Below are 23673 nucleotides of genomic sequence, written 5' to 3'. Positions count from 1 at the left end.
GAGCGGGTATATTATATACTCGCTCTTTTTCTTGGATAATTTCGTAAAATTCTTGGAGGTGTCAATCATAGCAAAAGATCAAACTCAAGTTAACGAAAAGATTCGTGCGAAAGAACTACGTTTAATTGGCCAAGATGGAGAACAAATTGGTGTAAAAACTAAAAATGAAGCTCTAGAAATGGCTGAACGTGTAGGTTTAGATGTAGTCATCATGGCTCCAAATGCTAAACCACCTGTTGCGAGAATTATGGATTATGGTAAATACAAATTCGAACAACAGAAAAAAGAAAAAGAAATGAAGAAGAAACAAAAAACAATCAACCTTAAAGAAATTCGTCTTAGTCCAACAATTGAGGAACACGATTTCCAAACAAAATTGAAGAACGGACGTAAATTCTTAGAAAAAGGCGATAAATGTAAAGTTTCTATTCGTTTCAGAGGTCGTGCAATTACGCATAAAGAAATTGGTCAACGTGTATTAGAGAAATTTGCAGAAGAATGTAAAGATATCGCTACAGTTGAGCAAAGACCTAAAATGGATGGACGCCAAATGTTCATCATGTTAAGTCCAATTAACGAAAAATAATATAGATATTACAGGAGGAAATGAATCATGCCTAAAATGAAAACACACCGTGGAGCAGCTAAACGTGTTAAAAGAACTGGTTCAGGTAAATTAAAACGTTCTAGAGCTTTCACATCTCACTTATTTGCAAACAAAAACACTAAACAAAAACGTAAATTACGTAAAGCATCATTAGTAAGCAAATCAGACATGAAACGTGTAAAACAATTATTAGCTTATAAAAAATAATTAACGTTAAATAAATGGTTAGACTATTAGAAAAGAACATATTTAGAGGAGGAATTTATTATGCCACGAGTTAAAGGTGGAACAGTAACAAGAGCGCGTCGTAAAAAGACGATTAAATTAGCTAAAGGTTACTTTGGTTCAAAACGTACATTATATAAAGTAGCAAAACAACAAGTTATGAAATCAGGTCAATATGCATTCCGTGACCGTCGTCAAAGAAAACGTGATTTCCGTAAATTATGGATTACACGTATCAACGCAGCAGCTCGTCAACATGACATGAGCTATTCAAGATTAATGAACGGCTTGAAAAAAGCTGAAATCGATATTAACCGTAAAATGCTTTCTGAAATCGCAATTTCAGACGAAAAAGCTTTCGGCGAATTAGTTACTAAAGCTAAAGATGCTTTAAAATAATATAATTGATATAGAGGCTAGGACAACTATGTTCTAGCCTCTAATATTTTGTTTAATAAGGATTTTAATTCGGAATTGACTTTAAAGACTTTCAAGTGTATTTTTACAAACATAGAGTTATTAAATATGTCTATCATTACAAATTACATCTGTTTTATTTTAGCTTATTAAGATACCGTTTTATAATTGAATAATCATTTTGAGATATACATAACTTTTGATAAAATAACTAAGAAGTCAGATATGAAGGAGAAAGAAATGTCTAAATTTGATGAAATGATAACTGTAGTACCAAGAACAGTACTTTTTAATAATGAGAAGAATCAATTTAATGGTTTCTTGGATAAAAACACAACAAAAGGGCAAGACATTTTCGAAACGCTTTCTAATTATGAAATAAAGCGTCGTGGAGATATGGAAGAAGATCCAACTTATAAGCAATTGATTTCTTATTGTATTTTGGAAAACGAACATGACGAAATATTGGTTTATGAACGTTTGTCTGGTGGTGGAGAATCCCGTCTGCATGGTCAGTCGTCTATAGGTGTCGGTGGACATATGAATGATGTGAAAGGTGCCGAATCAATAAACGAAGTGCTTAGAGTAAATGCACAAAGAGAATTAGAAGAAGAAGTTGGCTTACCAGAACATAAATCACAAAACTTGGCTTATATTGGCTTTATAAATGATGATACAAATGATGTTGGTGAAGTACATTTAGGTGTTGTATTTAAAATTAATGTAAGTTCAAATGATGTTGAAGCAAAAGAAACTGACACTTTACGTATTAAGTGGGTTGACCAAAGCAAGATTGAAAACTATGATGCATTTGAAACATGGAGTGCTTTAATATTACAATCGATACAATAGGGGTGTTTTAAGATGTCAGATATCATTCCTTTTCCACGGTCAAAAGAAAAATTAGTCAAAGAAATTAAACAGGCTTTTCAAAATTCAGACTATGATTTAATGTATGATAAATTCGAAGCGTATGAAGCGCAATTTGAGTTAGATGAACAGTTGTCATTATTAAAATGTGCAATGTTGTATAATATGGAGCACTTTCTAGAATTACGTGAAGAAGCCATTATTTTACTCAAGCAAGGTATTACCAAATATGATGATTTGATGATTTACTATGTGAAAAGTCTTAATGGATTGGGACAATATTTTGAGGTTGTCGAAGTCATTAATCAAATTATTGATGAAGTAAATGATCACAAGACAAGAATGGAATTATTTCCGATAAAGGAACACGCTTTAAGTCAAATTGATAAACATAATGAGGCAGCAACGCGTATGTTGCAAAATTTCGATGAGATTACGCTTAGAGAACAAGTCAATACAATATTGACTTTAATTGATTATAGTCAATTCCGTTACCAAGAAACAGTGGCGCATTTATTGGAGAATATTGTTCTTGCAAATAATGTTGTGAGTATTATGCTTGAATATTTACGGTTTGCGGGATACAATCGTTCTATTCGTGTTCAAAAATATGGTTATCATGTTGAAGTGACTCCGAAAGAGCTAGATGGATTAGAACATACCTTATTTAAGACGGAAATCATTCCTAAAGTCATTGATTTAATAGAAGATAGCGCAGCCCAAATGGTTGAAGAAGCTATTCATTTAATGAATAATCATGCGATACTCATTTATCCTTTAAATATAGAAAGTATTGCAAGTAAAGATGTTTGGATAGAAGCCTATACAAATTATTTTAAATCAATGCTAGGATTAGAAAAATTAGATGAAACAAATAATGTTGTAAAATTTATTACCGAAATAGATACTAGTCAATAATTATTTATTTAATTTTCGGGTAATACAAAGCTATGTCAATATTAATAATTTTCAACTATATAATTATTCGTGGGTTTATAAACACAGTATTTGTGTAGCGCTAGGACCTATGCTATAATAGTGGAGTTGAAAAAATAAAATAGGATAATCATGGAGGTTTTTATACATGACAGCAACTTGGGAAAAAAAGGAAGGTAACGAAGGTGTATTATCCGTTACAGTTCCATCAGAAAAAGTAGACAAAGCAATTGATCAAGCATTTAAAAAAGTAGTTAAACAAATTAATGTGCCAGGCTTCCGTAAAGGGAAAGTCCCACGCCAAATCTTTGAACAACGCTTTGGTGTAGAAGCTTTATATCAAGACGCAGTAGATATCTTGTTACCAGAAGCTTATGGTGAAGCAATTGATGAAACTGGAATTAAACCAGTAGATCAACCAGAAATCAATGTAACTTCAATTGAAAAAGGTAAAGACATGACATTTGAAGCAAATGTTGTTGTTGAACCAGAAGTTCAATTGGGCGATTACAAGGGTTTAGAAGTTGAAAAACAAAATGCTGAACTTACTGATGAAGAATTACAAGAGTCTATCGATCACCAATTAGGTCATTTAGCTGAAATGGTTGTCAAAGAAGACGGCGCTATTGAAAATGGCGACACTGTAAATATTGACTTTGACGGTTATGTAGATGGTGAACAATTTGAAGGTGGCCAAGCTGAAGGTTATGACCTTGAAGTTGGTTCTGGATCATTTATTCCAGGTTTCGAAGAACAATTAGTAGGCGTTAAGACTGGTGAAGAGAAAGACGTAAAAGTTACTTTCCCAGAAGAATATCACGCTGAAGAATTAGCTGGAAAAGACGCTACATTCAAAGTTAAAGTGAACGAAGTTAAATTTAAAGATGTACCTGAATTAACAGATGAAATTGCTAATGAATTAGATTCAGAAGCTAACACTGTTGATGAATATAAAGAAAACTTACGTAAACGTCTAACAGAACAAAAAGAAACAGATGCTGAAAATAATCAAAAAGAGGAAGCAATTAGTAAAGCAACTGATAATGCTACAGTTGATATTCCAGAAGCAATGATTAACAGCGAATTAGACCGTATGGTGCAAGAATTTGGGCAACGTATGCAACAACAAGGTCTTAATTTAGAAACTTATTTCCAAATTTCTGGCCAAGATGAGTCACAATTAAGAGAGCAAATGAAAGACGATGCACAAGAACGTGTTAAAACTAACTTAACATTAACTGCAATCGCTGATGCAGAAGATATGGAAGTATCAGAAGCTGATATCGATAAAGAATTAGAAAAAATGAGTGAACAGTTTAATATCTCAGTTGAAGATATTAAGAAAACACTTGGTAGTACTGACATCGTAAAAAATGATGTGCGTATTCAAAAAGTTATCGATTTATTAGTAAAAGAAGCTAAATTAGTAGAACCGACTAAAGATGACTCAGAGGCGTAACTAAATATAACTAAAGCAAATTATTTTGTGAATTATATGTTAGTCGTTTAATATAGTAAACTAGTAGCAGATGCATTCAAATAATGTGTCTGCTACACTATTTTGTGCAAATAACTTGTGAAAGCTACAAGTTGCATATTAAAATACTATCTAGTATAGTCTTTAGGGAATAGGGGTGTAAATAGAATGTTCAAATTCAATGAAGATGAAGAAAATTTAAAATGCTCTTTCTGTGGTAAAGATCAAGATCAAGTTAAAAAACTTGTAGCAGGAAGTGGCGTATATATTTGTAATGAGTGTATTGAGCTATGTTCAGAAATAGTTGAAGAAGAGTTAGCTCAATCAGAACCTGAAGGTTTAACTGAATTACCAACACCTAAAGAAATTATGAATAAATTAAATGATTATGTAATTGGACAAGAAAAAGCTAAGAAATCATTAGCTGTCGCAGTATACAATCATTATAAGCGTGTTCAACAATTAGGACCAAATGAAGACGAAGTAGAATTACAAAAAAGTAATGTTGCTTTAATTGGTCCAACTGGTAGTGGTAAAACATTATTAGCGCAAACATTGGCTAAGACATTAAATGTACCATTTGCGATTGCAGATGCTACAAGTTTAACTGAAGCTGGTTATGTTGGTGATGATGTTGAAAATATCTTATTACGCTTAATACAAGCTGCAGATTTTGATATAGATAAAGCGGAAAAAGGTATTATTTATGTCGATGAAATCGATAAAATTGCTAGAAAATCAGAAAATACATCTATTACACGTGATGTATCTGGTGAAGGCGTACAACAAGCATTGCTTAAAATTTTAGAAGGTACGACGGCTAGCGTGCCGCCTCAAGGTGGACGTAAACATCCTAACCAAGAATTAATACAAATTGATACAACAAACATTTTATTTATTCTTGGTGGTGCTTTTGATGGTATTGACGAAGTAATTAAACGTAGACTTGGCGAAAAAGTTATTGGTTTTTCAAGCAGTGAAGCATCTAAATATGATGAAGATGCAATTCTAGAACAAATTAGACCAGAAGATTTACAATCATATGGTTTAATCCCAGAATTTATTGGTCGTGTTCCTATTGTTGCGAATTTAGAAACATTAGATGTCGATGCATTGAAAAACATTTTAACACAACCAAAAAATGCGTTAGTGAAACAATATACTAAAATGTTAGACCTTGATGATGTTGAGTTAGAGTTTACAGATGAAGCATTATCAGCGATTAGTAACAAAGCTATAGAGCGTAAAACTGGTGCACGTGGATTGCGTTCTATCATAGAAGAAGCATTAATCGATATTATGTATGATGTGCCATCTACAGATGGTGTAGTTAAAGTAGTTATTACTGAAGATACAATTGTTGAAGAAAAAGAACCTGAACTCTATGATAAAGATGGCAAGCTAATTAATAAAACACAAACTTCGGCTTAAGGATAATAATAATACCAAATGAGGTTTGTAACGTAAGACCTTTGATTAACCCAGTTTAAAAATTAATTATGGGATAATCAAAGTTATAGGAGCGAGACTTGGGATCATAAAACTTTCGATCTCTTGTCCGCTCCTTTTATTTTTAAGAAATAAAGTTAATACATATTCATAGAAGTAATTGTGTAATATAATAAACAATGAGTTTAAAGGAAAAGAGGTTCGATAATGAAAATTAATCCAAATGAAATCGAATTATTAATCAGTGCTGTGAAACCTGAACAATATCCTGAAACAGGTTTAAGTGAAGTAGGTTTAAGTGGTAGATCTAATGTTGGTAAATCGACATTTATTAATAGTATGATAGGTAGAAAAAATATGGCGCGTACTTCTCAACAACCTGGAAAGACACAAACACTTAACTTTTATAATATAGATAATCAATTAGTATTTGTAGATGTACCAGGCTATGGTTATGCAAAAGTAAGCAAAAAGCAACGTGAAGCATTTGGTAAAATGATTGAAAAATATATTTCACAGCGTGAAACATTAAAACTAGTTATCCAACTCGTGGATTTGAGACATAACCCAACAGAAGATGACATACTCATGTACAACTATTTGAAGTATTTTGACATTCCTACATTTGTTGTTGCTACAAAAGAAGACAAAATTGCTAAAGGGAAAGTACAAAAACATCTTGCTAATATACAGCAAAAACTAGAGATGGAACCAGAGGATGAAATCATTAGTTATTCATCAGTAAAAAATAACAAGCAACAACAAATATGGAATATCATAGAAAAGTATTTATAAAAAATAAGTAATCATTAAAACATATAGTTATATTATGCTCATTGAGTGTATAATTTTGACAAGTTTATGAATACAGATTGTAATATTTCTAATTTACTAAGCCAATGTGCTTAATACATGTCAATATTGTGTTATAATTTACTTATTGTAATATGTATGGAGGGCGTTATAAATGCATTTTATTGCGGTAAGCATAAATCATCGTACTGCAGATGTGGCACTTAGAGAAAAAGTTGCTTTTAATGATGATGCTATACGTTCAGCCAATGTTGGTTTATATGAAACAAAATCTATTTTAGAAAATGTTATTTTATCAACATGTAATCGTACAGAAGTATATGCAGTTGTAGATCAAATTCATACGGGTCGCTATTATATACAGAGATTTTTAGCGAGATCATTTGAATTAGATGTAGAAGAAATTAAAGAGATGACTGAAGTGAACGTGGGGGACGAAGCAGTACAACATTTACTGCAAGTCACTTCAGGTCTTGATTCTGTAGTTCTAGGAGAAACTCAAATTCTTGGGCAAATTCGCAAAGCATTCTTTATTGCACAAGAAGTTGAAACTACAGGTACTATCTTTAATCATTTGTTCAAACAAGCAATTACTTTTGCGAAGAAGGCACATAATGAAACTGACATTGCAGATAACGCAGTCAGTGTTTCTTATGCAGCGGTTGAACTTAGCAAAAAAGTATTCGGCAAAATATCAAACAAGCAAGCTTTAATCATAGGTGCAGGGGATATGAGTGAATTATCACTCTTAAATTTAATCGGTTCAGGTGTGACTGATATAACAATTGTTAATAGAACTTTAAGTAAAGCTCAAAATTTAGCAATGAAGCATCAGGTGAAATTTGATTCTATGGAATCACTACCAAAACTATTAGCTGAAGTGGATATAGTAATCAGTTCAACAAGCTCAGAGTATTATATTATTACAAATGATATGTTGCAGACACAGGCTACCGAACGGAAGAATGATTCGTTAGTTATGATTGATATTGCTGTTCCTAGGGATATAGAGCCTAATATAGATGCTGTTCAAGATGTATTTAGTTACGATGTTGATGACTTAAAAGGATTAGTTGATGCTAATTTGAGAGAACGTCAACGAGCTGCAGAACAAATTTTACAAAGTATACCTGCAGAAATTGAAGCACACAATGAGTGGGTAAATATGTTAGGCGTTGTTCCTGTCATTCGTGCACTAAGAGAAAAAGCGATGACAATACAAGAAGATACAATGGATAGTATCGATAGAAAACTACCTGGGTTAACAGAGAGAGAACGTAAAATCATTTCAAAACATACGAAAAGTATCATTAACCAAATGTTGAAAGATCCTATAAAACAAGCTAAAGAATTGAGTAGTGATAGAAGAAGTAACGAAAAATTAGAGCTATTTCAAAATATTTTTGACATTGAAGCTGAAAATGCGTATGAATCTAATAAACGTATGAAACAGTCGAAGGTAGGTCAAATATTAAGTTTTGAATAAGCATATGCAAATGGTGATGATATGCAAGAACTTCTGTTTATAAGATTAAATGAGCTAATATTACTAATATATTTGTTTAGTATTGCTTGTTATTTTTTTGATTTTATTAAAAAGTATCATAAGGCTAGAAGCATTGGTTTTGTTACATTAGGGATTGTTTGGGTGTTGCAAACAATCTCTTTATCTTTTTATGTCAATGTAACGAAACAGGTACCCCTAGGTAATATATTTGATGTACTTTTTGCTTTAGCATGGTTAATCATTTCGATATCGATTGTAATTAATGTGATTAAACAGTTAAACTTTTCAATTTTTCTATTTAATTTAGTAGGGTTTGTCTTTATTGCAATTAGCACTTTTCAGCCGATGCACTACCAGCAAGTGGGAGATAAACTGAATGTCATAAATGAATTGCTCTTTGTACATGTAACATTTGCAATTATAAGTTATGCGTTATTTGCATTTGCGTTTGTAAATTGTATATTATATTTAATACAGTATAAAAATTTAAAGCAAAAACGATTTAATCAAAAATATTTTAGGATAGGCAGTGTAGCAACACTTGAACAAATCGTATTTTATAGTAGTTTAATTGGGTTTATATTTATCATGCTAAGCATTATTTTAGGAGCACAATGGGGATTTAATACAATAGGGACACGTATTATAGTTGATCCCAAGGTAATTATGTCGCTGATTATTACGGTGTTGTATGGCATTTATATCATTTTGAGAGTGAGTCATACTTTATCTAAGCATAATTTGATATATTTTAATGTTATTTTGTTTAGCTTAAGTATGATTAATTTATTATTTGCTTCACATGTTTCTGATTTTCATCAATGGACAGGAATTTGAAGCGAATTTATATTGAAACCATAAATCGTTGCATTGCTAGGAGGTTGCGCATGAAGCGTAAGTTAGTTGTTGGTTCAAGAAGAAGTAAATTAGCGTTAACGCAAAGTCGGCAATTTATAGATAAGTTGAAATCTGTTGATTCAGACCTTGAAATCGAAATAAAAGAAATTGTTACTAAAGGTGATCGTATAGTTGATAAGCAATTATCAAAAGTTGGTGGAAAAGGATTATTTGTTAAAGAAATTCAGAACGAATTATTCGAACATAATATTGATATGGCAATCCACTCTTTAAAAGATGTGCCAAGTGTGATTCCTGAAGGTTTAACTTTAGGATGTATCCCAGATAGAGAAAATCCTTTCGATGCATATATTGCTAAAAACCATATACCATTATCAGAATTACCGGATAATAGTATCGTTGGGACGAGTTCATTACGACGTGGTGCACAAATACTAGCCAAGTATCCCAATTTACAAATTAAATGGATACGAGGCAACATTGATACACGCTTAAGTAAACTTGAAACGGAAGATTATGATGCGATTATTCTTGCAGCAGCTGGCTTGAAACGTATGGGCTGGTCAGATAATATAGTGACAACTTATTTAGATAAAGACACATTGATACCAGCTATAGGTCAAGGTGCTTTAGGCATAGAATGTCGTGCAGATGATAATGATTTATTAGCTTTATTACGAAAGGTGCATAATCAAGATGTAGCAGATTGTGTTACTGCAGAAAGAACATTTTTAGCACGTATGAATGGTAGTTGCCAGGTTCCTATTGGTGGCTATGCAACGAAAGATAGCGATGGTACAATTGAATTTACAGGCTTAATTATGTCTCCGGATGGTAAAGAACGTTATCAACATACGGTAAGAGGCGTTGACCCAGTTCAACTAGGAGAACAAGTTACTGAAGTATTAAATGCGCAAGGCGCATATGAAATAATCAAAGCACTAAACGAAGAACAATAATCCTTCGAGGTGAGAAAATGAGACCAATAATAGTTATGACACAATCTAGTGAATTTGAACGAAAAGATGTTTGCATAATACATAAACCTTTTATTAGTATAATGCCTTTATCATTTGATTTAAATTTGCTGAATGTTAACTATGATTGGCTTATTTTTTCGTCCAAAAATGCTGTAGACGTATTCCGACCATATTTAAATAAGGTACGATATCGTCAACTTGCCGTTATTGGTAAGAAAACGGCTGATTATTGTTCCAAACTAGGTTTAGAAGTCGATTTTTATCCAGATGATTTTTCGCAAGAAGGGTTCCTTGAAGGCTTTTCAAAATATGACCAAGGCCAGTTATTATTACCGTCTAGCGCTGAAGCGAGGCCATTACTAGAACAAACTTTGCGCAAATATCATGAACACGTGGAAAAAATTGATTTATATAAGCCAGTGCCACATAAAAAGAATATAGAAGATGTTAAGAATCGTATTAAAAATGGAGAGCTAGACGCTTTGACCTTCGCAAGTTCCTCAGCTGTGCGGTACTTTTTTGAAAATAATGAAGGTATCACATTAGATTATTATTTTGTAATTGGCCAACAAACGCTAAATACTTTAAATCAATATCAAGCACGAGGTAAACTAGCAGGAGAACAAACTTTAGAAGCATTAGTTAATAAAATATTAGAAAGTTGGAATGAAAATGCAATTTGATAGACATAGACGATTACGTAGTAGTCAATCAATGCGAAATATGGTTCGCGAAACATATGTTAGAAAAGAAGACTTGATTTATCCTATCTTCGTTGTAGAACGTGACAATGTAAAAGAAGAAATTAAATCTATGCCCGGTGTTTACCAGCTAAGCCTTAACTTATTAGATGCAGAATTGAAAGAAGCATATGAATTAGGTATTAGAGGCATTATGTTCTTTGGTGTACCAAACGAAAAAGATGCTATTGGCACAGGGGCATATGATCATAATGGAATTGTACAAGCAGCAACTAGAAAAGCTAAGGCAATGTATAAAGATTTATTAGTCGTAGCAGATACTTGTTTATGTGAATATACCGATCATGGTCATTGTGGTGTAATAAATGAACAGACTAAAGATGTTGATAATGATAAGTCATTACCGTTATTAGTTAAAACAGCAATTTCACAAGTTGAAGCAGGGGCAGATATAATTGCACCAAGCAATATGATGGATGGCTTTGTTGCTGAAATTAGAGCTGGTTTAGATCAGGCATGTTACCACAATATCCCAATTATGAGTTATGGCATTAAATATGCTTCTAGTTTCTTTGGACCATTCCGAGATGCAGCAGAATCAGCACCACAATTTGGCGATCGTAAAACATATCAAATGGATCCAGCAAATCGAAGAGAAGCTTTGAGAGAATTGGATAGTGATTTACATGAAGGTGCAGATATGATGATTGTTAAACCTGCACTAAGTTTCTTAGATATTATTAGAGATGTTAGAAATACTACGAATGTTCCTGTAGTTGCATATAATGTAAGTGGTGAGTATAGTATGACTAAAGCTGCAGCGTTAAATGGTTGGATTGACGAAAAAGCTGTTGTTATGGAACAAATGGTTTCTATGAAGCGTGCAGGTGCAGATATGATTATTACGTATTTTTCAAAAGATATTTGTCGCTATTTAGACGAACAATAGGAGGTTATTTTTAATGAGATATAGTAACTCAGAAGAAGCAATGAAAAAAGCTGAACAGTTGATGCCTGGTGGCGTGAATAGCCCTGTTAGAGCGTTTAAATCGGTTGATACACCAGCGATATTTATGGATCATGGTGAAGGTTCAAGAATTTATGACATTGATGGTAATTCGTACATTGATTATGTATTGAGTTGGGGCCCTTTAATACTAGGACATAAAAACAAGCAAGTTATTGAGAAAATACACGAAGCAGTAGATAAGGGGACGAGCTTTGGAGCTTCTACTTTGCAAGAAAATAAATTAGCGGAATTGGTAATTGACCGTGTACCTTCTATTGAAAAAGTACGCATGGTATCATCTGGTACTGAAGCTACATTAGATACACTAAGACTTGCGCGTGGTTATACTGAAAGAAATAAAATTATTAAATTTATTGGTTGTTATCATGGTCATAGTGATTCATTATTAATCAAAGCTGGATCTGGAGTTGCTACATTAGGCTTACCAGATTCTCCAGGTGTTCCAGAAGGTATTGCTAAAAATACAATTACAGTACCATACAATGATTTAGACGCGATTAAAGTTGCATTTGAATCATTTGGTGACGATATTGCCGGTGTAATTGTAGAACCAGTAGCAGGTAATATGGGTGTGGTTCCACCAGTTGAAGGTTTCTTACAAGGTCTTAGAGATATTACAACTGAATATGGTTCGTTATTAATTTTTGATGAAGTGATGACTGGTTTCCGTGTCGGTTACAATTGTGCACAAGGTTACTTTAATGTAATACCTGATTTGACTTGTTTAGGTAAAGTTATTGGTGGTGGTTTACCCGTTGGTGCTTTCGGTGGAAAAAAAGAAATTATGGATCACATTGCTCCGACTGGCGATATTTATCAAGCTGGTACGTTATCAGGTAATCCACTTGCCATGACGAGCGGTTATGAAACATTAAGCCAACTTACTCCAGAAACATATGATTATTTTAATAAATTAGGTGACCTATTAGAAGAAGGATTGAAAACTGTATTCGCAAAACATAATGTGCCGATTACTATTAATCGTGCAGGTTCTATGATAGGATATTTCTTAAACGCAGGGCCTGTTACAAACTTTGAACAAGCGAACAATAGTGATTTAGAATTGTTTAGTCAAATGTATAGAGAAATGGCGAAAGAAGGTATATTCTTACCTCCTTCACAATTTGAAGGTACGTTCCTCTCAACAGCACATACAGAAGAAGACATTAATTTAACAATTGAAGCATTTGATCGTGCATTAAGTCGAATTGTATAAAGTTATGATTAAGTTTAGTAGAAAATAGTTGTTATACAAGATTGCCAATCACATTCAAACTTCATTCAACTATTGCTCAAAAATGATACCAGGCTGAGACCGATATGTCCCAACCTGGTATTATTTGTTTGTAGTTCTTAAAGTATGACAATAACTTATGAAAGTTGTGAAGGTATGAGTAAACAATTAAAAAATAATATTATTGTTTTAATTTTAGCTATACTAATAAGTTTAATACTTAAATCTATGCATGTATTATTACCATTCATGTTTGGTCCAATCATTGCCAGTGTAATTTGTGTGAGATTACTGAAATTTAAAGTTGAATGGCCATTTTGGCTAAGTCAAATAGGTTTAGTATTACTAGGTGTGCAAATTGGATCTACATTCACTAAAAATGTAATTTTTGATATTAAAGACGACTGGTTTACAATTATTATGATAACTGTGATGTTACTCATACTCGCACTGATTATTGCTCATTTTTTCAAAAAAATAGCCAATGTCAATACTGAAACTGCAATACTTAGTGTTATACCTGGGGCATTAAGTCAAATGCTTATCATGGCTGAAGAAAATAAAAAAGCGAATATCATGGTTGTGAGTTTAACACAAACATCGAGAATTATATTTGTTGTGATACTTGTTCCATTAATTTCATACTTTTTTAGAGATAGTAGTCATCATGGAACAAATAATGGTACTTCCACTCAGGTATTGACAGAGGCATTGACTATTCCGAATATTATACTTTTAATCATGGCGATAACGATTATTTATTTAATAATGGGTAAAATAAATTTTCCAACTAAGCAATTACTTGCGCCAATTTTAGTATTAATTTGTTGGAACTTAATAACTGGCATCACATTTACCTTGGATAATTATATTATTGCAGCAGCTCAAGTTATTTACATGATTAGAATAGGGGTGCAAATTGCCAAATTACTTGATCAGATGAAAGGGCGTATTGCAGTCGCTATAGCATTTCAAAATATCATGCTCATCTTACTTACGTTTATAATGGTATTAGTTATTACATCATTATCTAATCATTCGGTAAACGAATTGTTTCTTGGTGCAGCACCAGGAGGCATGAGTCAAATTGTATTGGTTGCAATTGAGACAGGTGCAGATGTGGCATTAATCTCAAGTTACCACATCTTTCGAATATTCTTTATTTTATTTTTAATTGCGCCATTATTAGGAACGTTTCTTAAATATAGAGAAAATATTTCCAATAAATCAAAATGATACGTTACATTGCTGAAAGAAAATGTCCCCTTGCTAGTATGCGTGAGCAGGGGGACATTTATATTATAAAATAGTAATAGGTATATTAATTTTGGTATTTTGGGTTGTTGGGACATGACTGTAAATGTGCATTATAAAGACCAGCTGCTTCTAAGAAAGAAAAAACAGTTACAGGTCCTAGAAATTTAAAGCCATATTTTTTAAGCGTTTTTGAGAGTTCTGTTGCACGAGCATCGACTGTAATTCGCTCACTTGGTTGTTCATACCTAAAATCTACGGGGTGATAATCGACAGATGACCATAAAAAATCACTAAAGCTGCCGTAATCCTTTTCAATTTCAAAATATCCTTTGGCTTGACTGACGATTGCTTCTAACTTTTTACGATTATGTACAATATTAGGGAACTGCATTAAAGCATCAATATCATCTGAGGTCATATTTGATATGCGCTCAGGATCAAAATCATAAAAAGCTTGCTCATAAGATTGTTTTTTCTTTAAGATTGTTAACCAAGATAGTCCGGCGTGTTGAGATTCTAAAGCCATAAGTTTAAATAATTCAAGGCTATCAAATATTGGTTGACCCCATACTTTATCATGGTATTCCAAATAAGTAGGATCTTTTGTGCCAAATGCGCATTCATTCATGAAATTCTCTCCATTTCATTGACTTATTTTCATATCCATTATACTATATTAAAGTAATAGAATATTGTCTACTGGGAAGAGTAAATAGGTTTGAATTTACCAGAGAGTGCATGTTTGCTGAAAATGTACAATTTGACTTGTTGAAGGTAGCCCACTATGAACTTTAACTGAACTGAAATGTCCTTCGATATTTAAATTAAGTTAAAGCGTGTTTGAGCGTTAATCATAATATTAAGTGCTTGAAATTATTTTTAATTTCTTGAATTTAGGTGGTACCACGGAATATCCGTCCTATTTATATAGGATGGATATTTTTATTTTTTAAGGAGGCTATAATAAATGGAAATGAAACCAAAATACAGCCCAAATGAAGTTGAAGCGGGTCGGTATGAGCAATGGGTAAACAATGGTTATTTTAAAGCAAAAGAAGACCAATCGAAAGAAACATATACAATCGTTATTCCACCACCAAATGTAACTGGTAAATTACATTTAGGACATGCATGGGATACGACTTTACAAGATATTCTTACACGTATGAAGCGTATGCAAGGCTATGATACTTTGTACTTACCAGGTATGGATCATGCTGGGATTGCGACACAAGCTAAAGTTGAGGCTAAACTAAATGAACAAGGTTTGTCACGTCATGATTTAGGTAGAGAAAAATTCTTAGAACAAGCTTGGGATTGGAAAGAAGAATATGCTACTTTCATTCGTGCACAATGGGCAAAATTAGGTTTAGGACTTGATTATAGTAGAGAACGATTCACACTAGATGAAGGTTTAAGTAAAGCGGTTAAAAAAGTATTCGTAGATATGTACAATAAAGGACTTATTTACCGTGGAGAATATATTATTAATTGGGACCCAATTGCACGTACAGCATTATCTGATATTGAAGTTATTCATGAAGATGTTCAAGGTAAATTCTATCATTTTAAATATCCTTATTCAGATGGAAATGGTTATATTGAAATTGCCACTACTCGCCCTGAAACAATGCTGGGGGATACAGCAATTGTCGTAAACCCTAATGATGAGCGATATAAAGATGTAATTGGGAAAACAGTAATTCTACCTATTGTTGGTAGAGAGTTACCTATTCTAGCAGATGAATATGTAGATATTGAATTTGGTAGTGGTGCGATGAAAGTGACACCTGCACATGATCCGAATGATTTTGAAATTGGAAATCGCCATGATTTAGAGCGTATTATTGTAATGGATGAATCAGGTAAAATGAACGATAAAGCAGATAAATACCAAGGTATGGACCGTTTTGAATGTCGTGAACAATTGGTAAATGACTTAGAAGCAGAAGGTCTTGTGATTAAAATTGAGGAACATGAACATTCTGTTGGTCATTCTGAGCGTTCAGGTGCAGTTGTAGAGCCGTACTTATCTACACAATGGTTTGTAAAAATGAAACCACTTGCTGAACAAGCGCTGAATAATCAAAAAACAGATGATAGAATTGATTTTGTACCGGCACGATTTGAAAAGACTTTCAATCGTTGGATGGAGGAAATCAGAGATTGGACAATATCTAGACAACTTTGGTGGGGACATCAAATTCCAGCGTGGTATCATAAAGAAACTGGTGAAATCTATGTGGGTGAGCAAGCACCTGAAGATATCGACCAATGGGTACAAGATGAAGATGTCCTAGATACATGGTTCTCAAGTGCGTTGTGGCCATTTTCAACATTAGGCTGGCCAGATGAAGAATCTAAAGACTTCCAACGTTACTTCCCGACAAACGCATTAGTGACTGGTTATGATATTATCTTCTTCTGGGTCGCACGTATGATATTCCAAGGTTTAGAATTCACTGGAAAACGACCATTTAATGATGTATTATTACATGGATTAGTTCGTGCTGAAGATGGGCGTAAGATGAGTAAATCACTAGGTAACGGTGTTGATCCAATGGATGTTATCGACGAATACGGTGCAGATAGTTTAAGATACTTCTTAGCAACAGGTTCGTCGCCAGGACATGACTTACGTTACTCAACAGAAAAAGTAGAATCTGTTTGGAATTTTATTAATAAAATTTGGAATGCCGCAAGATTTAGCATTATGAACATTGGTGATGACTTTACTGTTGAACAAGTAGATCTGACTGGTAATTTATCATTAGCGGACAAATGGATTTTGACTCGTTTAAATGAGACAATTGCAAATGTTACAGAGTTAAGTGATAAATATGAATTTGGCGAGGTGGGTAGAACTTTATATAATTTCATCTGGGATGAATTCTGTGATTGGTATATCGAGATGAGTAAAATACCAATGAATGGTGAAGATGAAGCGCAAAAACAAGTGACTCGTTCTGTATTAACTTATGTGCTTGATAACACTATGAGAATGTTGCATCCGTTTATGCCGTTTGTAACAGAACAAATATGGCAGAATTTACCACACGAAGGTGAAACTATCGTAAATGCGGCGTGGCCGAAAGTGAATGACGCACTTACATTTGATGAAAGTACAGAAACGATGCAGCAACTTGTTGAAATAATTAAGTCAGTGAGACAATCTCGTTTAGAAGTTAACACACCACTTTCAAAAGCAATTCCAATTTTCATACAGGCAAAAGATGATAAGATTAAAGAAACTTTATTAAATAATTCTAATTATATCGATAGGTTCTGTCATCCAAGTGAGTTAACTATTGATACGACTATTGAAATTCCTGAAAAAGCAATGACTTCTGTAACTACAGCAGGCGAAGTGGTATTACCATTGGAAGGTTTAATAGATATGGATAAAGAAATTGAACGTTTAGAAAAAGAATTGTCAAAATGGGAAAAAGAATTAGACAGAGTTAATAAAAAATTAGCTAATGAAAATTTTGTAAGTAAAGCACCGGAAAAAGTCATAAATGAAGAACGTGAAAAACAGCAAAACTATCAAGAAAAATATGATGGTGTTAAACTAAGAATTAATCAATTAAAAGCATAGGAGTCCTAAAGATGAATTACCTAGATAGCTTATATTGGATACATGAACGAACTAAATTCGGCATTAAACCAGGTGTTAAACGTATGGAATGGATGTTAACGCGTTTAAACAATCCTCAATTTAATATAAATGGTATTCATGTAGGTGGCACAAATGGTAAAGGATCTACTGTTTCATATTTAAGATCAGCACTTGTTGATAACGGATATGAAGTGGGTACTTTCACTTCACCATTTATTGAAACCTTTAATGAACGCATTAGTCTAAATGGTATTCCAATAAGTGATGATGAAATCGTTGAATTAGTACAAAGAGTTAGACCGGTAAGCGAAGCAATGGAAGCAGAAACAGAGCTTGGCACTGCTACAGAATTTGAAATTATTACGACTATGATGTTTTTATACTTTGGAGAGATACATCCAGTTGATTTTGTTGTAATTGAAGCTGGCTTAGGTATTAAAAATGACTCAACAAATGTATTTAAACCTATTTTGTCGATTTTAACGAGTATTGGATTAGATCATACAGATATCTTGGGTGATACTTACGTTGACATTGCAAAAGATAAAGGTGCGATAGTTAAGCCAAATACACCTATAATTTATGCAGTGAAAAATGACGAAGCACTCAAAATAATTCGTGATTTTGTTGAACAACAACAAGCTGAAGGTATAGAGTTAGATCGTGATATTAGTGTAATATCTGAAGATGATGAGTTTACCTACCGCTATAAAGATTATGAGCTAGAAACATTATTGTTAAATATGGCTGGTGAACATCAAAAAGAAAATGCGGCTTTAGCAATTACAGCGCTAATTGAGTTGAATGAGTCGGGCATTATTGATTTAGACTTTAATAAAATGATTGATGGTATTGAATCAGTAAGTTGGACCGGTAGAATTGAGCAAGTTAAAGAATCTCCATTGATGATAATCGACGGCGCACATAATGTTGAAAGTATTGAAGCCTTAATTGACACAATGAAACGTTACTATCATATTGAAGAAATGGACGTATTGTTCTCTGCTATCAAAGGGAAACCAATCAATGCTATGGTTGATCAACTTAAAACGCTAGCCTCAACTTTCTATATAACTGATTTTGATTTTCCTAAAGCTTTATCGAAGGAAGAAATTTCAGATGAAGTAAAATATGACGCTAAAGCACTTGTTGATGATTATGTGTCATTTATTGAGACATATACTGGTAAAGGTTTAGTTATTACTGGTAGTTTATACTTTATTAGTGAAGTTAAATCGAAAGTTAATTTTAATTAATTTAAAATAGGCGAGTGATTCAAATTTGAGTCATTCGCCTATTCTATAAAATTGTATTAAATAGAAAATGAATTTTTAAAAGTGAATGAAGCACAAGGATAGTCATTTGCTATTTAATTTTAGAATTATATGATAATATTTAGAAAAAGGGGAGGTATATGAATATCATGACAGAGAAAAAATTCCCAAAAGATGCGATGCGTGTTTTGAAAGAAACCAGTCGAACATTTTATATTCCAATCACTTTTTTGGAAAAAGACTTGAAGCATTCAGTAGCTTCAGCTTACCTTATATTACGAGCGATAGATGAAATTGAAGATCATGAGGAAATAAATAATGATAGCAAACATCAGATGCTCATGGAAATCAGTGAATTGTTTAAAGCACCATTTGATAATGAAAAATATATGCAGATACTTTCACCTCTTAAAGACCAACTTCCAGAAGTAACGATTCGTCTAAATGAATGGATTGAAGCTTGTCCTGAAAAAACAAGAAAAATTGTAATGGATGCTTCAAGTGAAATGGCATATGGAATGGCTAAATGGGCCAAAGCAAATTGGGATGTTCAAACTAAAGAAGATCTTGATGATTATACATATTATGTTGCCGGACTTGTAGGTGTGATGCTATCACAACTATGGGATTTCTGCGCTAATGTGAAAACAGATAGAGAATTAGCAATTGGATATGGAAGAGGCTTGCAAGCAGTAAATATTTTACGTAATGAACAGGAAGATTTAGAAGAACGCGGTGTTAGCTTTGTACCAGATGGTTGGTCACGTGATGACTTGTTTGTGTATGCAGAGGATAATTTAGCGAAAGCAGACGCATATATGAAAGACATTAATAAGAAAACAATTTTATTATTCTGTCGTTTACCTTTAGCACTTGCACATAAATCACTTAAAGCTATGAAAAATGGACGAGAGAAAATATCACGTGCTGAAGTTGAAGAAACTGTTGAAGAAATTCAACAAGATTAAAGTTAATTAATTTGTTATTTCGAATATCATGCGGGCTGAAGCTATAAAATGCTTAGCCTGCATTTTGTTTTATTATTATAAAAATAGTGGAGTGGAGTCGAAATATTTAATGGCTTTTTTAGCTTTTTTAATAAGTTTTTTGTTATTTAGAAGACGTTAACTGTTATCAAGTAAAGACCATAGAATTTCAAAGACGATTGTACTAATTATATTTATTTGTGTTTTAGCGTGACATTATCAGTTTTAAATTTTTCTTGGCAATATGATTGGAATCTTTGACTTACTGTATCTCCACTGGTAAAAGGTATATAGCACAATACCGTATGTATATGAAATGAATTCACAAAGTGCAATTGAATCTTAAAAAACTAAACCACTTACAGCTAGTGATATTTATTAAGTGGGTCAAATATTCACTGAAAAGTAATAAGTGATAATTTTATTAAACTCTAAACACCTGCGTGATATAATGTGCGTAGGAGGTGCAACGTTGATTCAACAACTATTATTTTGTCCGGTCTTATTCAGTTTTTTATATCAATTTAGTTTTGTGAATAAAATTAACTTTAATTATTTTACCTTACGTTCAACATGTGATCACTGTCATCAAAATATTAAGTTATATGACATGATACCGATTTTTAGTTTTATTATGTTAAAAGGTACTTCACGATGTTGTAAGAAAAAGCTTAGTTATTGTTATGTGCTAGGTGAAATCTTAGCAATATTACCAGCGTTCTATTTTTATTTTATACCACCATTTAACCATTTTGAAAATCCTACTTTTTTATTGATTTACCTATTTCTCCTTGTTTTTGCGTTATTTGATATTACAACGTATACTATTCCACTTCATATGCTTGCTGTACTTTTATTCACGAGTATTTATATTACACATTTAAACATATTTCCATTTATAATAGTAACAATCATCCTACATACATTATTTTTAATTAATCGAAAGTCAATTGGTTATGGTGATATTTTACTGCTATCTCTACTTTCTTTAATCCTACCGTTTAATCTGTTCAAATTAACATTTTTATTAACTTTTCTCCTTGGTGGAGTTTTTGCCTTATTCACGCTGTTCGTTACTCGAAATTTAAAATATAAATTGCCATTTATACCTTTTATTTTTATCGCATATAATATTGCGTTTTTTATTTATCAATATACTGGGGGTTATTTTATTTGAAATTAAATGATTTAGCGCATAATCAAAAGCCAAGAGAGCGATTATTAAGTCACGGCGCTTCACATCTTTCTCATGCTGAATTATTAGCTATCCTTATAAATACTGGTAGTAAGGGTTATTCTAGTTTAGATATTGCGAATGAATTATTAAAATCAGTGACCAATTTGAAAGAATTAAAACACTTATCGCTAAATGACTTGAATAAAGTAAAAGGAGTAGGAATATACAAATCTTTAATTTTAAAAGCAGCATTTGAATTAGGTGAGCGTATGCATTCGGGTAGTATTGACGATAAGATTCAGGTAACAAGTCCTAAAGATGTTGCTGATTTTATGATGGGGAAAATGGAACACTTAACCCAAGAAAAATTTATAGCACTATTCCTGAATTCCAAAAATATAATTATCAAACAAAAAACGATATTCGTTGGTACGCTTAATAGCTCAATTGTTCATCCTCGTGAAGTTTTTAGCGAAGCAGTGAAGTGTGCTAGTAATGCTATTATTGTACTTCATAACCATCCATCAGGCGATACCACACCCTCTGAAGAAGATATCAAAACAACTGACCGTTTGAGAATTTGTGGAAATGTGTTAGGAATAGAAGTATTAGATCATATTATTATCGGAGATCATACATATTTGAGTATGGTGGAAGAAGGTTATTTTGATAACTCCCCACCGATACATATATAAATAATTCTTGTTTTTTCTTCCTGATATTTAGACAATCATGTATAATCATGTTGTCAGATAAGGAGGATTTTCACTTTGGGAACTATATTATTAATTGGTTTATTAATTCCAGTAGTTTATTTAATGCAACTGATAAAAAAGAAACAAGAGATTAGTATGAAGCAAGTTACGTTTACAATTCTGCTCTCAATAATAGGTGTAGTAATAACAACAATTATAATGCTTATATTTGATCAATCGAAGAGCGGTGTTTGGGCATATATATTAAGTGCATTTATGGTCGCTATAATATGGGGGTTATTACTTAGTGCTTGTTATTATGTATATCAAGTACTATCAGGCAGTGCTAAAAAATAACGTTTATTTAGTAGATAAATTAAATATACTTATTTTTGTTATCCTGACAGACTCTCGGATAAAAAAGATAAATAAAAACGCCTAATAACCTATTGTTATTAAGCGTTGTAAATTAATGTATGAAATTAAAATAATTATTGTAATTCTCCATTATCCAAAGGATACCTTGATAACCAAGATAAATACATAATATGATTATACCTACATATATTAAAAATCTTAAAATTGATAAGCCTACTCTAAATAATAAAATAACTAAGAGGGCAAGCAAGATTATGGATATAATACTCATTCTAAGTCACTCCCTTTATCCATATTGTACTATGTATATCAAGCAAACGCATCAGTCTATGGTTAAGTTTTAGATACTTCTATAGACTGATGTTTTTCAATCCATGGAATTATATAATTTAGAAGAATTAATAGGAGGTTGGTTCATGCGCTTTATTTTTAGTATTATAAAAAATATTATCGCTATTATCGCAATAGTAATTATTGTATTTTTTGCATTGAAATATGCCCCTTTTTTAAAGGATCAAGAGTGGAATCCTGTACACAATAATGAACCTTCCGTAGAGCATTCACATTCTAGTAAACAATTAACCGGTGGTCAACGTTATTCAGTAGAAGATAATGATATTTTGAATAATGTACCTTTGAGCCAAACTAAAAATGTTTTTGACTGGATAGACAAAAAGGAATTTATGTCAGTATCAGGCATTGGTCGAATGGGATATAGTGATAATTACCTAGCGGGGCAGCGTGGTGACGAGTTCATTATTTATAAATTTGGTTCAGATTCAATACGTGTTTATAAAACTGAGATTGAAATGGAACAAGATCTTAATCAATTAGGTGAACATATTAAACTTCAACCACCTTCCAGTTATGAGTAAGAGGTTTGAAAAATTTATCGAAATACGTTAGCCTTAAAAAGTAGGAAAAACGTTAAAGGTTGGTGTCTAATTTGAGTGAACAGTCTAATGATAAGAAAGTAGATGAACAAGCGAAAGCACAAAATCTATTTGCACGTTGGCGTAAAGAAGAAACATTATATAAAGAAGACGAAAAAGAAGCGGATAAATCAGCAAATGCTGAGTCATCTGAAAAAGAAGAAAAATAGAATATTTAACAAATGTAAAATTTTTAAGTCCAAGACAAGTATGTTGTCTGGGCTTTTTGTTTTATTAATTTAACTTCAAAA

Annotated in this window: 25 protein-coding genes and 2 other annotated features (1 of these 27 running past the window's edge); of the genes, 23 read left to right on the top strand and 2 right to left on the bottom strand. The window is 32.5% G+C overall.

All coding sequences use genetic code 11. From position 1 onward, the window contains the following. Positions 1 to 37: a sequence feature (ribosomal protein L20 leader region), on the top strand; it begins 94 nt to the left of the window's first position. A gap of 21 nt (positions 38 to 58) precedes the next feature. The 15 genes from infC to BJS11_RS00700 all read left to right on the top strand — a co-directional run bounded on the left by infC (position 59) and on the right by BJS11_RS00700 (position 14340). Beyond that, on the top strand, positions 59 to 586 hold the full coding sequence (gene infC, locus BJS11_RS00770) for a translation initiation factor IF-3 (RefSeq protein ID WP_081333072.1): 528 nt from the start codon (positions 59 to 61) through the stop codon (positions 584 to 586). Positions 587 to 613: 27 nt separating this feature from the next. Then, positions 614 to 814 (top strand): 50S ribosomal protein L35, encoded by a 201-nt coding sequence (gene rpmI / locus BJS11_RS00765; RefSeq protein ID WP_069995133.1) that lies wholly within the window; start codon positions 614 to 616, stop codon positions 812 to 814. Between the two features lie 60 nt (positions 815 to 874). Further along, the gene (rplT, locus tag BJS11_RS00760) at positions 875 to 1231 is read left to right on the top strand and encodes a 50S ribosomal protein L20 (RefSeq protein WP_069995134.1); all 357 of its coding nucleotides are present in this window, start codon (positions 875 to 877) and stop codon (positions 1229 to 1231) included. Between the two features lie 258 nt (positions 1232 to 1489). Further along, a complete protein-coding gene (locus tag BJS11_RS00755) occupies positions 1490 to 2101 on the top strand; it encodes an NUDIX domain-containing protein (RefSeq protein ID WP_070014046.1) in 612 nt (203 codons plus the stop codon). 12 nt (positions 2102 to 2113) lie between these two features. Beyond that, complete coding sequence (locus BJS11_RS00750; protein ID WP_069996309.1) at positions 2114 to 3037, top strand: hypothetical protein; 924 nt, start codon at positions 2114 to 2116, stop codon at positions 3035 to 3037. 166 nt (positions 3038 to 3203) lie between these two features. Further along, the gene (tig, locus tag BJS11_RS00745; protein ID WP_069996308.1) at positions 3204 to 4514 is read left to right on the top strand and encodes a trigger factor; all 1311 of its coding nucleotides are present in this window, start codon (positions 3204 to 3206) and stop codon (positions 4512 to 4514) included. A 186-nt stretch (positions 4515 to 4700) separates the two neighbouring features. Further along, the gene (clpX, locus tag BJS11_RS00740) at positions 4701 to 5963 is read left to right on the top strand and encodes an ATP-dependent Clp protease ATP-binding subunit ClpX (protein WP_069996307.1); all 1263 of its coding nucleotides are present in this window, start codon (positions 4701 to 4703) and stop codon (positions 5961 to 5963) included. Positions 5964 to 6188: 225 nt separating this feature from the next. Then, positions 6189 to 6776, top strand: coding sequence for a ribosome biogenesis GTP-binding protein YihA/YsxC (gene yihA, locus BJS11_RS00735; RefSeq protein ID WP_069996306.1), 588 nt, complete (start codon positions 6189 to 6191; stop codon positions 6774 to 6776). A gap of 172 nt (positions 6777 to 6948) precedes the next feature. Further along, positions 6949 to 8280 (top strand): glutamyl-tRNA reductase, encoded by a 1332-nt coding sequence (gene hemA / locus BJS11_RS00730; protein WP_069996305.1) that lies wholly within the window; start codon positions 6949 to 6951, stop codon positions 8278 to 8280. Between the two features lie 21 nt (positions 8281 to 8301). After that, positions 8302 to 9138 (top strand): cytochrome c biogenesis protein, encoded by an 837-nt coding sequence (ccsA, locus tag BJS11_RS00725; protein WP_069996304.1) that lies wholly within the window; start codon positions 8302 to 8304, stop codon positions 9136 to 9138. A 50-nt stretch (positions 9139 to 9188) separates the two neighbouring features. Continuing rightward, positions 9189 to 10118 carry a hydroxymethylbilane synthase gene (gene hemC, locus BJS11_RS00720; RefSeq protein WP_069996303.1) on the top strand — a complete coding sequence of 310 codons (930 nt, stop codon included), beginning with the start codon at positions 9189 to 9191 and terminating at the stop codon, positions 10116 to 10118. Positions 10119 to 10135: 17 nt separating this feature from the next. Beyond that, positions 10136 to 10822, top strand: a complete 687-nt coding sequence (locus tag BJS11_RS00715) for a uroporphyrinogen-III synthase (protein WP_070014044.1) — start codon at positions 10136 to 10138, stop codon at positions 10820 to 10822. Beyond that, positions 10812 to 11789 carry a porphobilinogen synthase gene (gene hemB, locus BJS11_RS00710; protein WP_070014058.1) on the top strand — a complete coding sequence of 326 codons (978 nt, stop codon included), beginning with the start codon at positions 10812 to 10814 and terminating at the stop codon, positions 11787 to 11789. The genes BJS11_RS00715 and hemB overlap by 11 nt, the downstream gene beginning before the upstream one ends. A 13-nt stretch (positions 11790 to 11802) precedes the next feature. Beyond that, positions 11803 to 13086, top strand: coding sequence for a glutamate-1-semialdehyde 2,1-aminomutase (gene hemL / locus BJS11_RS00705; RefSeq protein WP_069996300.1), 1284 nt, complete (start codon positions 11803 to 11805; stop codon positions 13084 to 13086). Positions 13087 to 13260: 174 nt separating this feature from the next. Beyond that, positions 13261 to 14340 (top strand): AbrB family protein, encoded by a 1080-nt coding sequence (locus BJS11_RS00700; protein WP_069996312.1) that lies wholly within the window; start codon positions 13261 to 13263, stop codon positions 14338 to 14340. 85 nt (positions 14341 to 14425) lie between these two features. Here the strand turns inward: BJS11_RS00700 and BJS11_RS00695 are convergent, their stop codons facing one another. Further along, the gene (locus BJS11_RS00695) at positions 14426 to 14989 is read right to left on the bottom strand and encodes a DNA-3-methyladenine glycosylase I (protein ID WP_069996299.1); all 564 of its coding nucleotides are present in this window, start codon (positions 14987 to 14989) and stop codon (positions 14426 to 14428) included. Positions 14990 to 15047: 58 nt separating this feature from the next. Then, positions 15048 to 15286 (top strand) — a binding site (T-box leader). A 42-nt stretch (positions 15287 to 15328) separates the two neighbouring features. On the opposite strand from BJS11_RS00695, the gene BJS11_RS00690 reads away from it, so the two are divergent. From BJS11_RS00690 to BJS11_RS00665, 6 genes are all read left to right on the top strand, one after another. After that, a complete protein-coding gene (locus BJS11_RS00690) occupies positions 15329 to 17959 on the top strand; it encodes a valine--tRNA ligase (RefSeq protein ID WP_069996298.1) in 2631 nt (876 codons plus the stop codon). Between the two features lie 11 nt (positions 17960 to 17970). Continuing rightward, positions 17971 to 19236: a bifunctional folylpolyglutamate synthase/dihydrofolate synthase gene (locus tag BJS11_RS00685; RefSeq protein WP_069996297.1), complete on the top strand. Its 1266-nt coding sequence runs from the start codon at positions 17971 to 17973 to the stop codon at positions 19234 to 19236. Positions 19237 to 19403: 167 nt separating this feature from the next. Then, positions 19404 to 20222: a squalene/phytoene synthase family protein gene (locus BJS11_RS00680; protein ID WP_069996311.1), complete on the top strand. Its 819-nt coding sequence runs from the start codon at positions 19404 to 19406 to the stop codon at positions 20220 to 20222. 469 nt (positions 20223 to 20691) lie between these two features. Next, entirely contained in the window at positions 20692 to 21417 is a 726-nt protein-coding gene (locus tag BJS11_RS00675; protein WP_069996310.1) for a prepilin peptidase, read from the top strand. After that, entirely contained in the window at positions 21414 to 22112 is a 699-nt protein-coding gene (gene radC, locus BJS11_RS00670) for a RadC family protein (protein WP_069996296.1), read from the top strand. Before BJS11_RS00675 ends, radC begins: the two co-directional genes overlap by 4 nt. Before the next feature lie 75 nt (positions 22113 to 22187). Beyond that, positions 22188 to 22469 carry a hypothetical protein gene (locus BJS11_RS00665; RefSeq protein WP_069996295.1) on the top strand — a complete coding sequence of 94 codons (282 nt, stop codon included), beginning with the start codon at positions 22188 to 22190 and terminating at the stop codon, positions 22467 to 22469. 112 nt (positions 22470 to 22581) lie between these two features. On the opposite strand, the gene BJS11_RS13760 is transcribed toward BJS11_RS00665, so the two are convergent. Beyond that, on the bottom strand, positions 22582 to 22761 hold the full coding sequence (locus tag BJS11_RS13760) for a hypothetical protein (RefSeq protein WP_081333131.1): 180 nt from the start codon (positions 22759 to 22761) through the stop codon (positions 22582 to 22584). A 145-nt stretch (positions 22762 to 22906) separates the two neighbouring features. Here BJS11_RS13760 and BJS11_RS00660 point away from each other — a divergent pair, with 145 nt between their 5' ends. Both BJS11_RS00660 and BJS11_RS13485 read left to right on the top strand, forming a co-directional pair. Further along, positions 22907 to 23365, top strand: coding sequence for a DUF4930 family protein (locus tag BJS11_RS00660; RefSeq protein ID WP_069996294.1), 459 nt, complete (start codon positions 22907 to 22909; stop codon positions 23363 to 23365). A gap of 71 nt (positions 23366 to 23436) precedes the next feature. Then, positions 23437 to 23592, top strand: coding sequence for a hypothetical protein (locus BJS11_RS13485; protein WP_142351596.1), 156 nt, complete (start codon positions 23437 to 23439; stop codon positions 23590 to 23592). Positions 23593 to 23673 lie beyond the last annotated feature (81 nt).

It is taken from the genome of Staphylococcus caeli (genome assembly GCF_900097965.1).
In the GTDB taxonomy this organism is placed as follows: Bacteria; Bacillota; Bacilli; order Staphylococcales; family Staphylococcaceae; genus Staphylococcus; species Staphylococcus caeli.
Note: the sequence above shows the minus strand (reverse complement) of the source record. Positions and strands in the feature narration are given on the sequence as shown.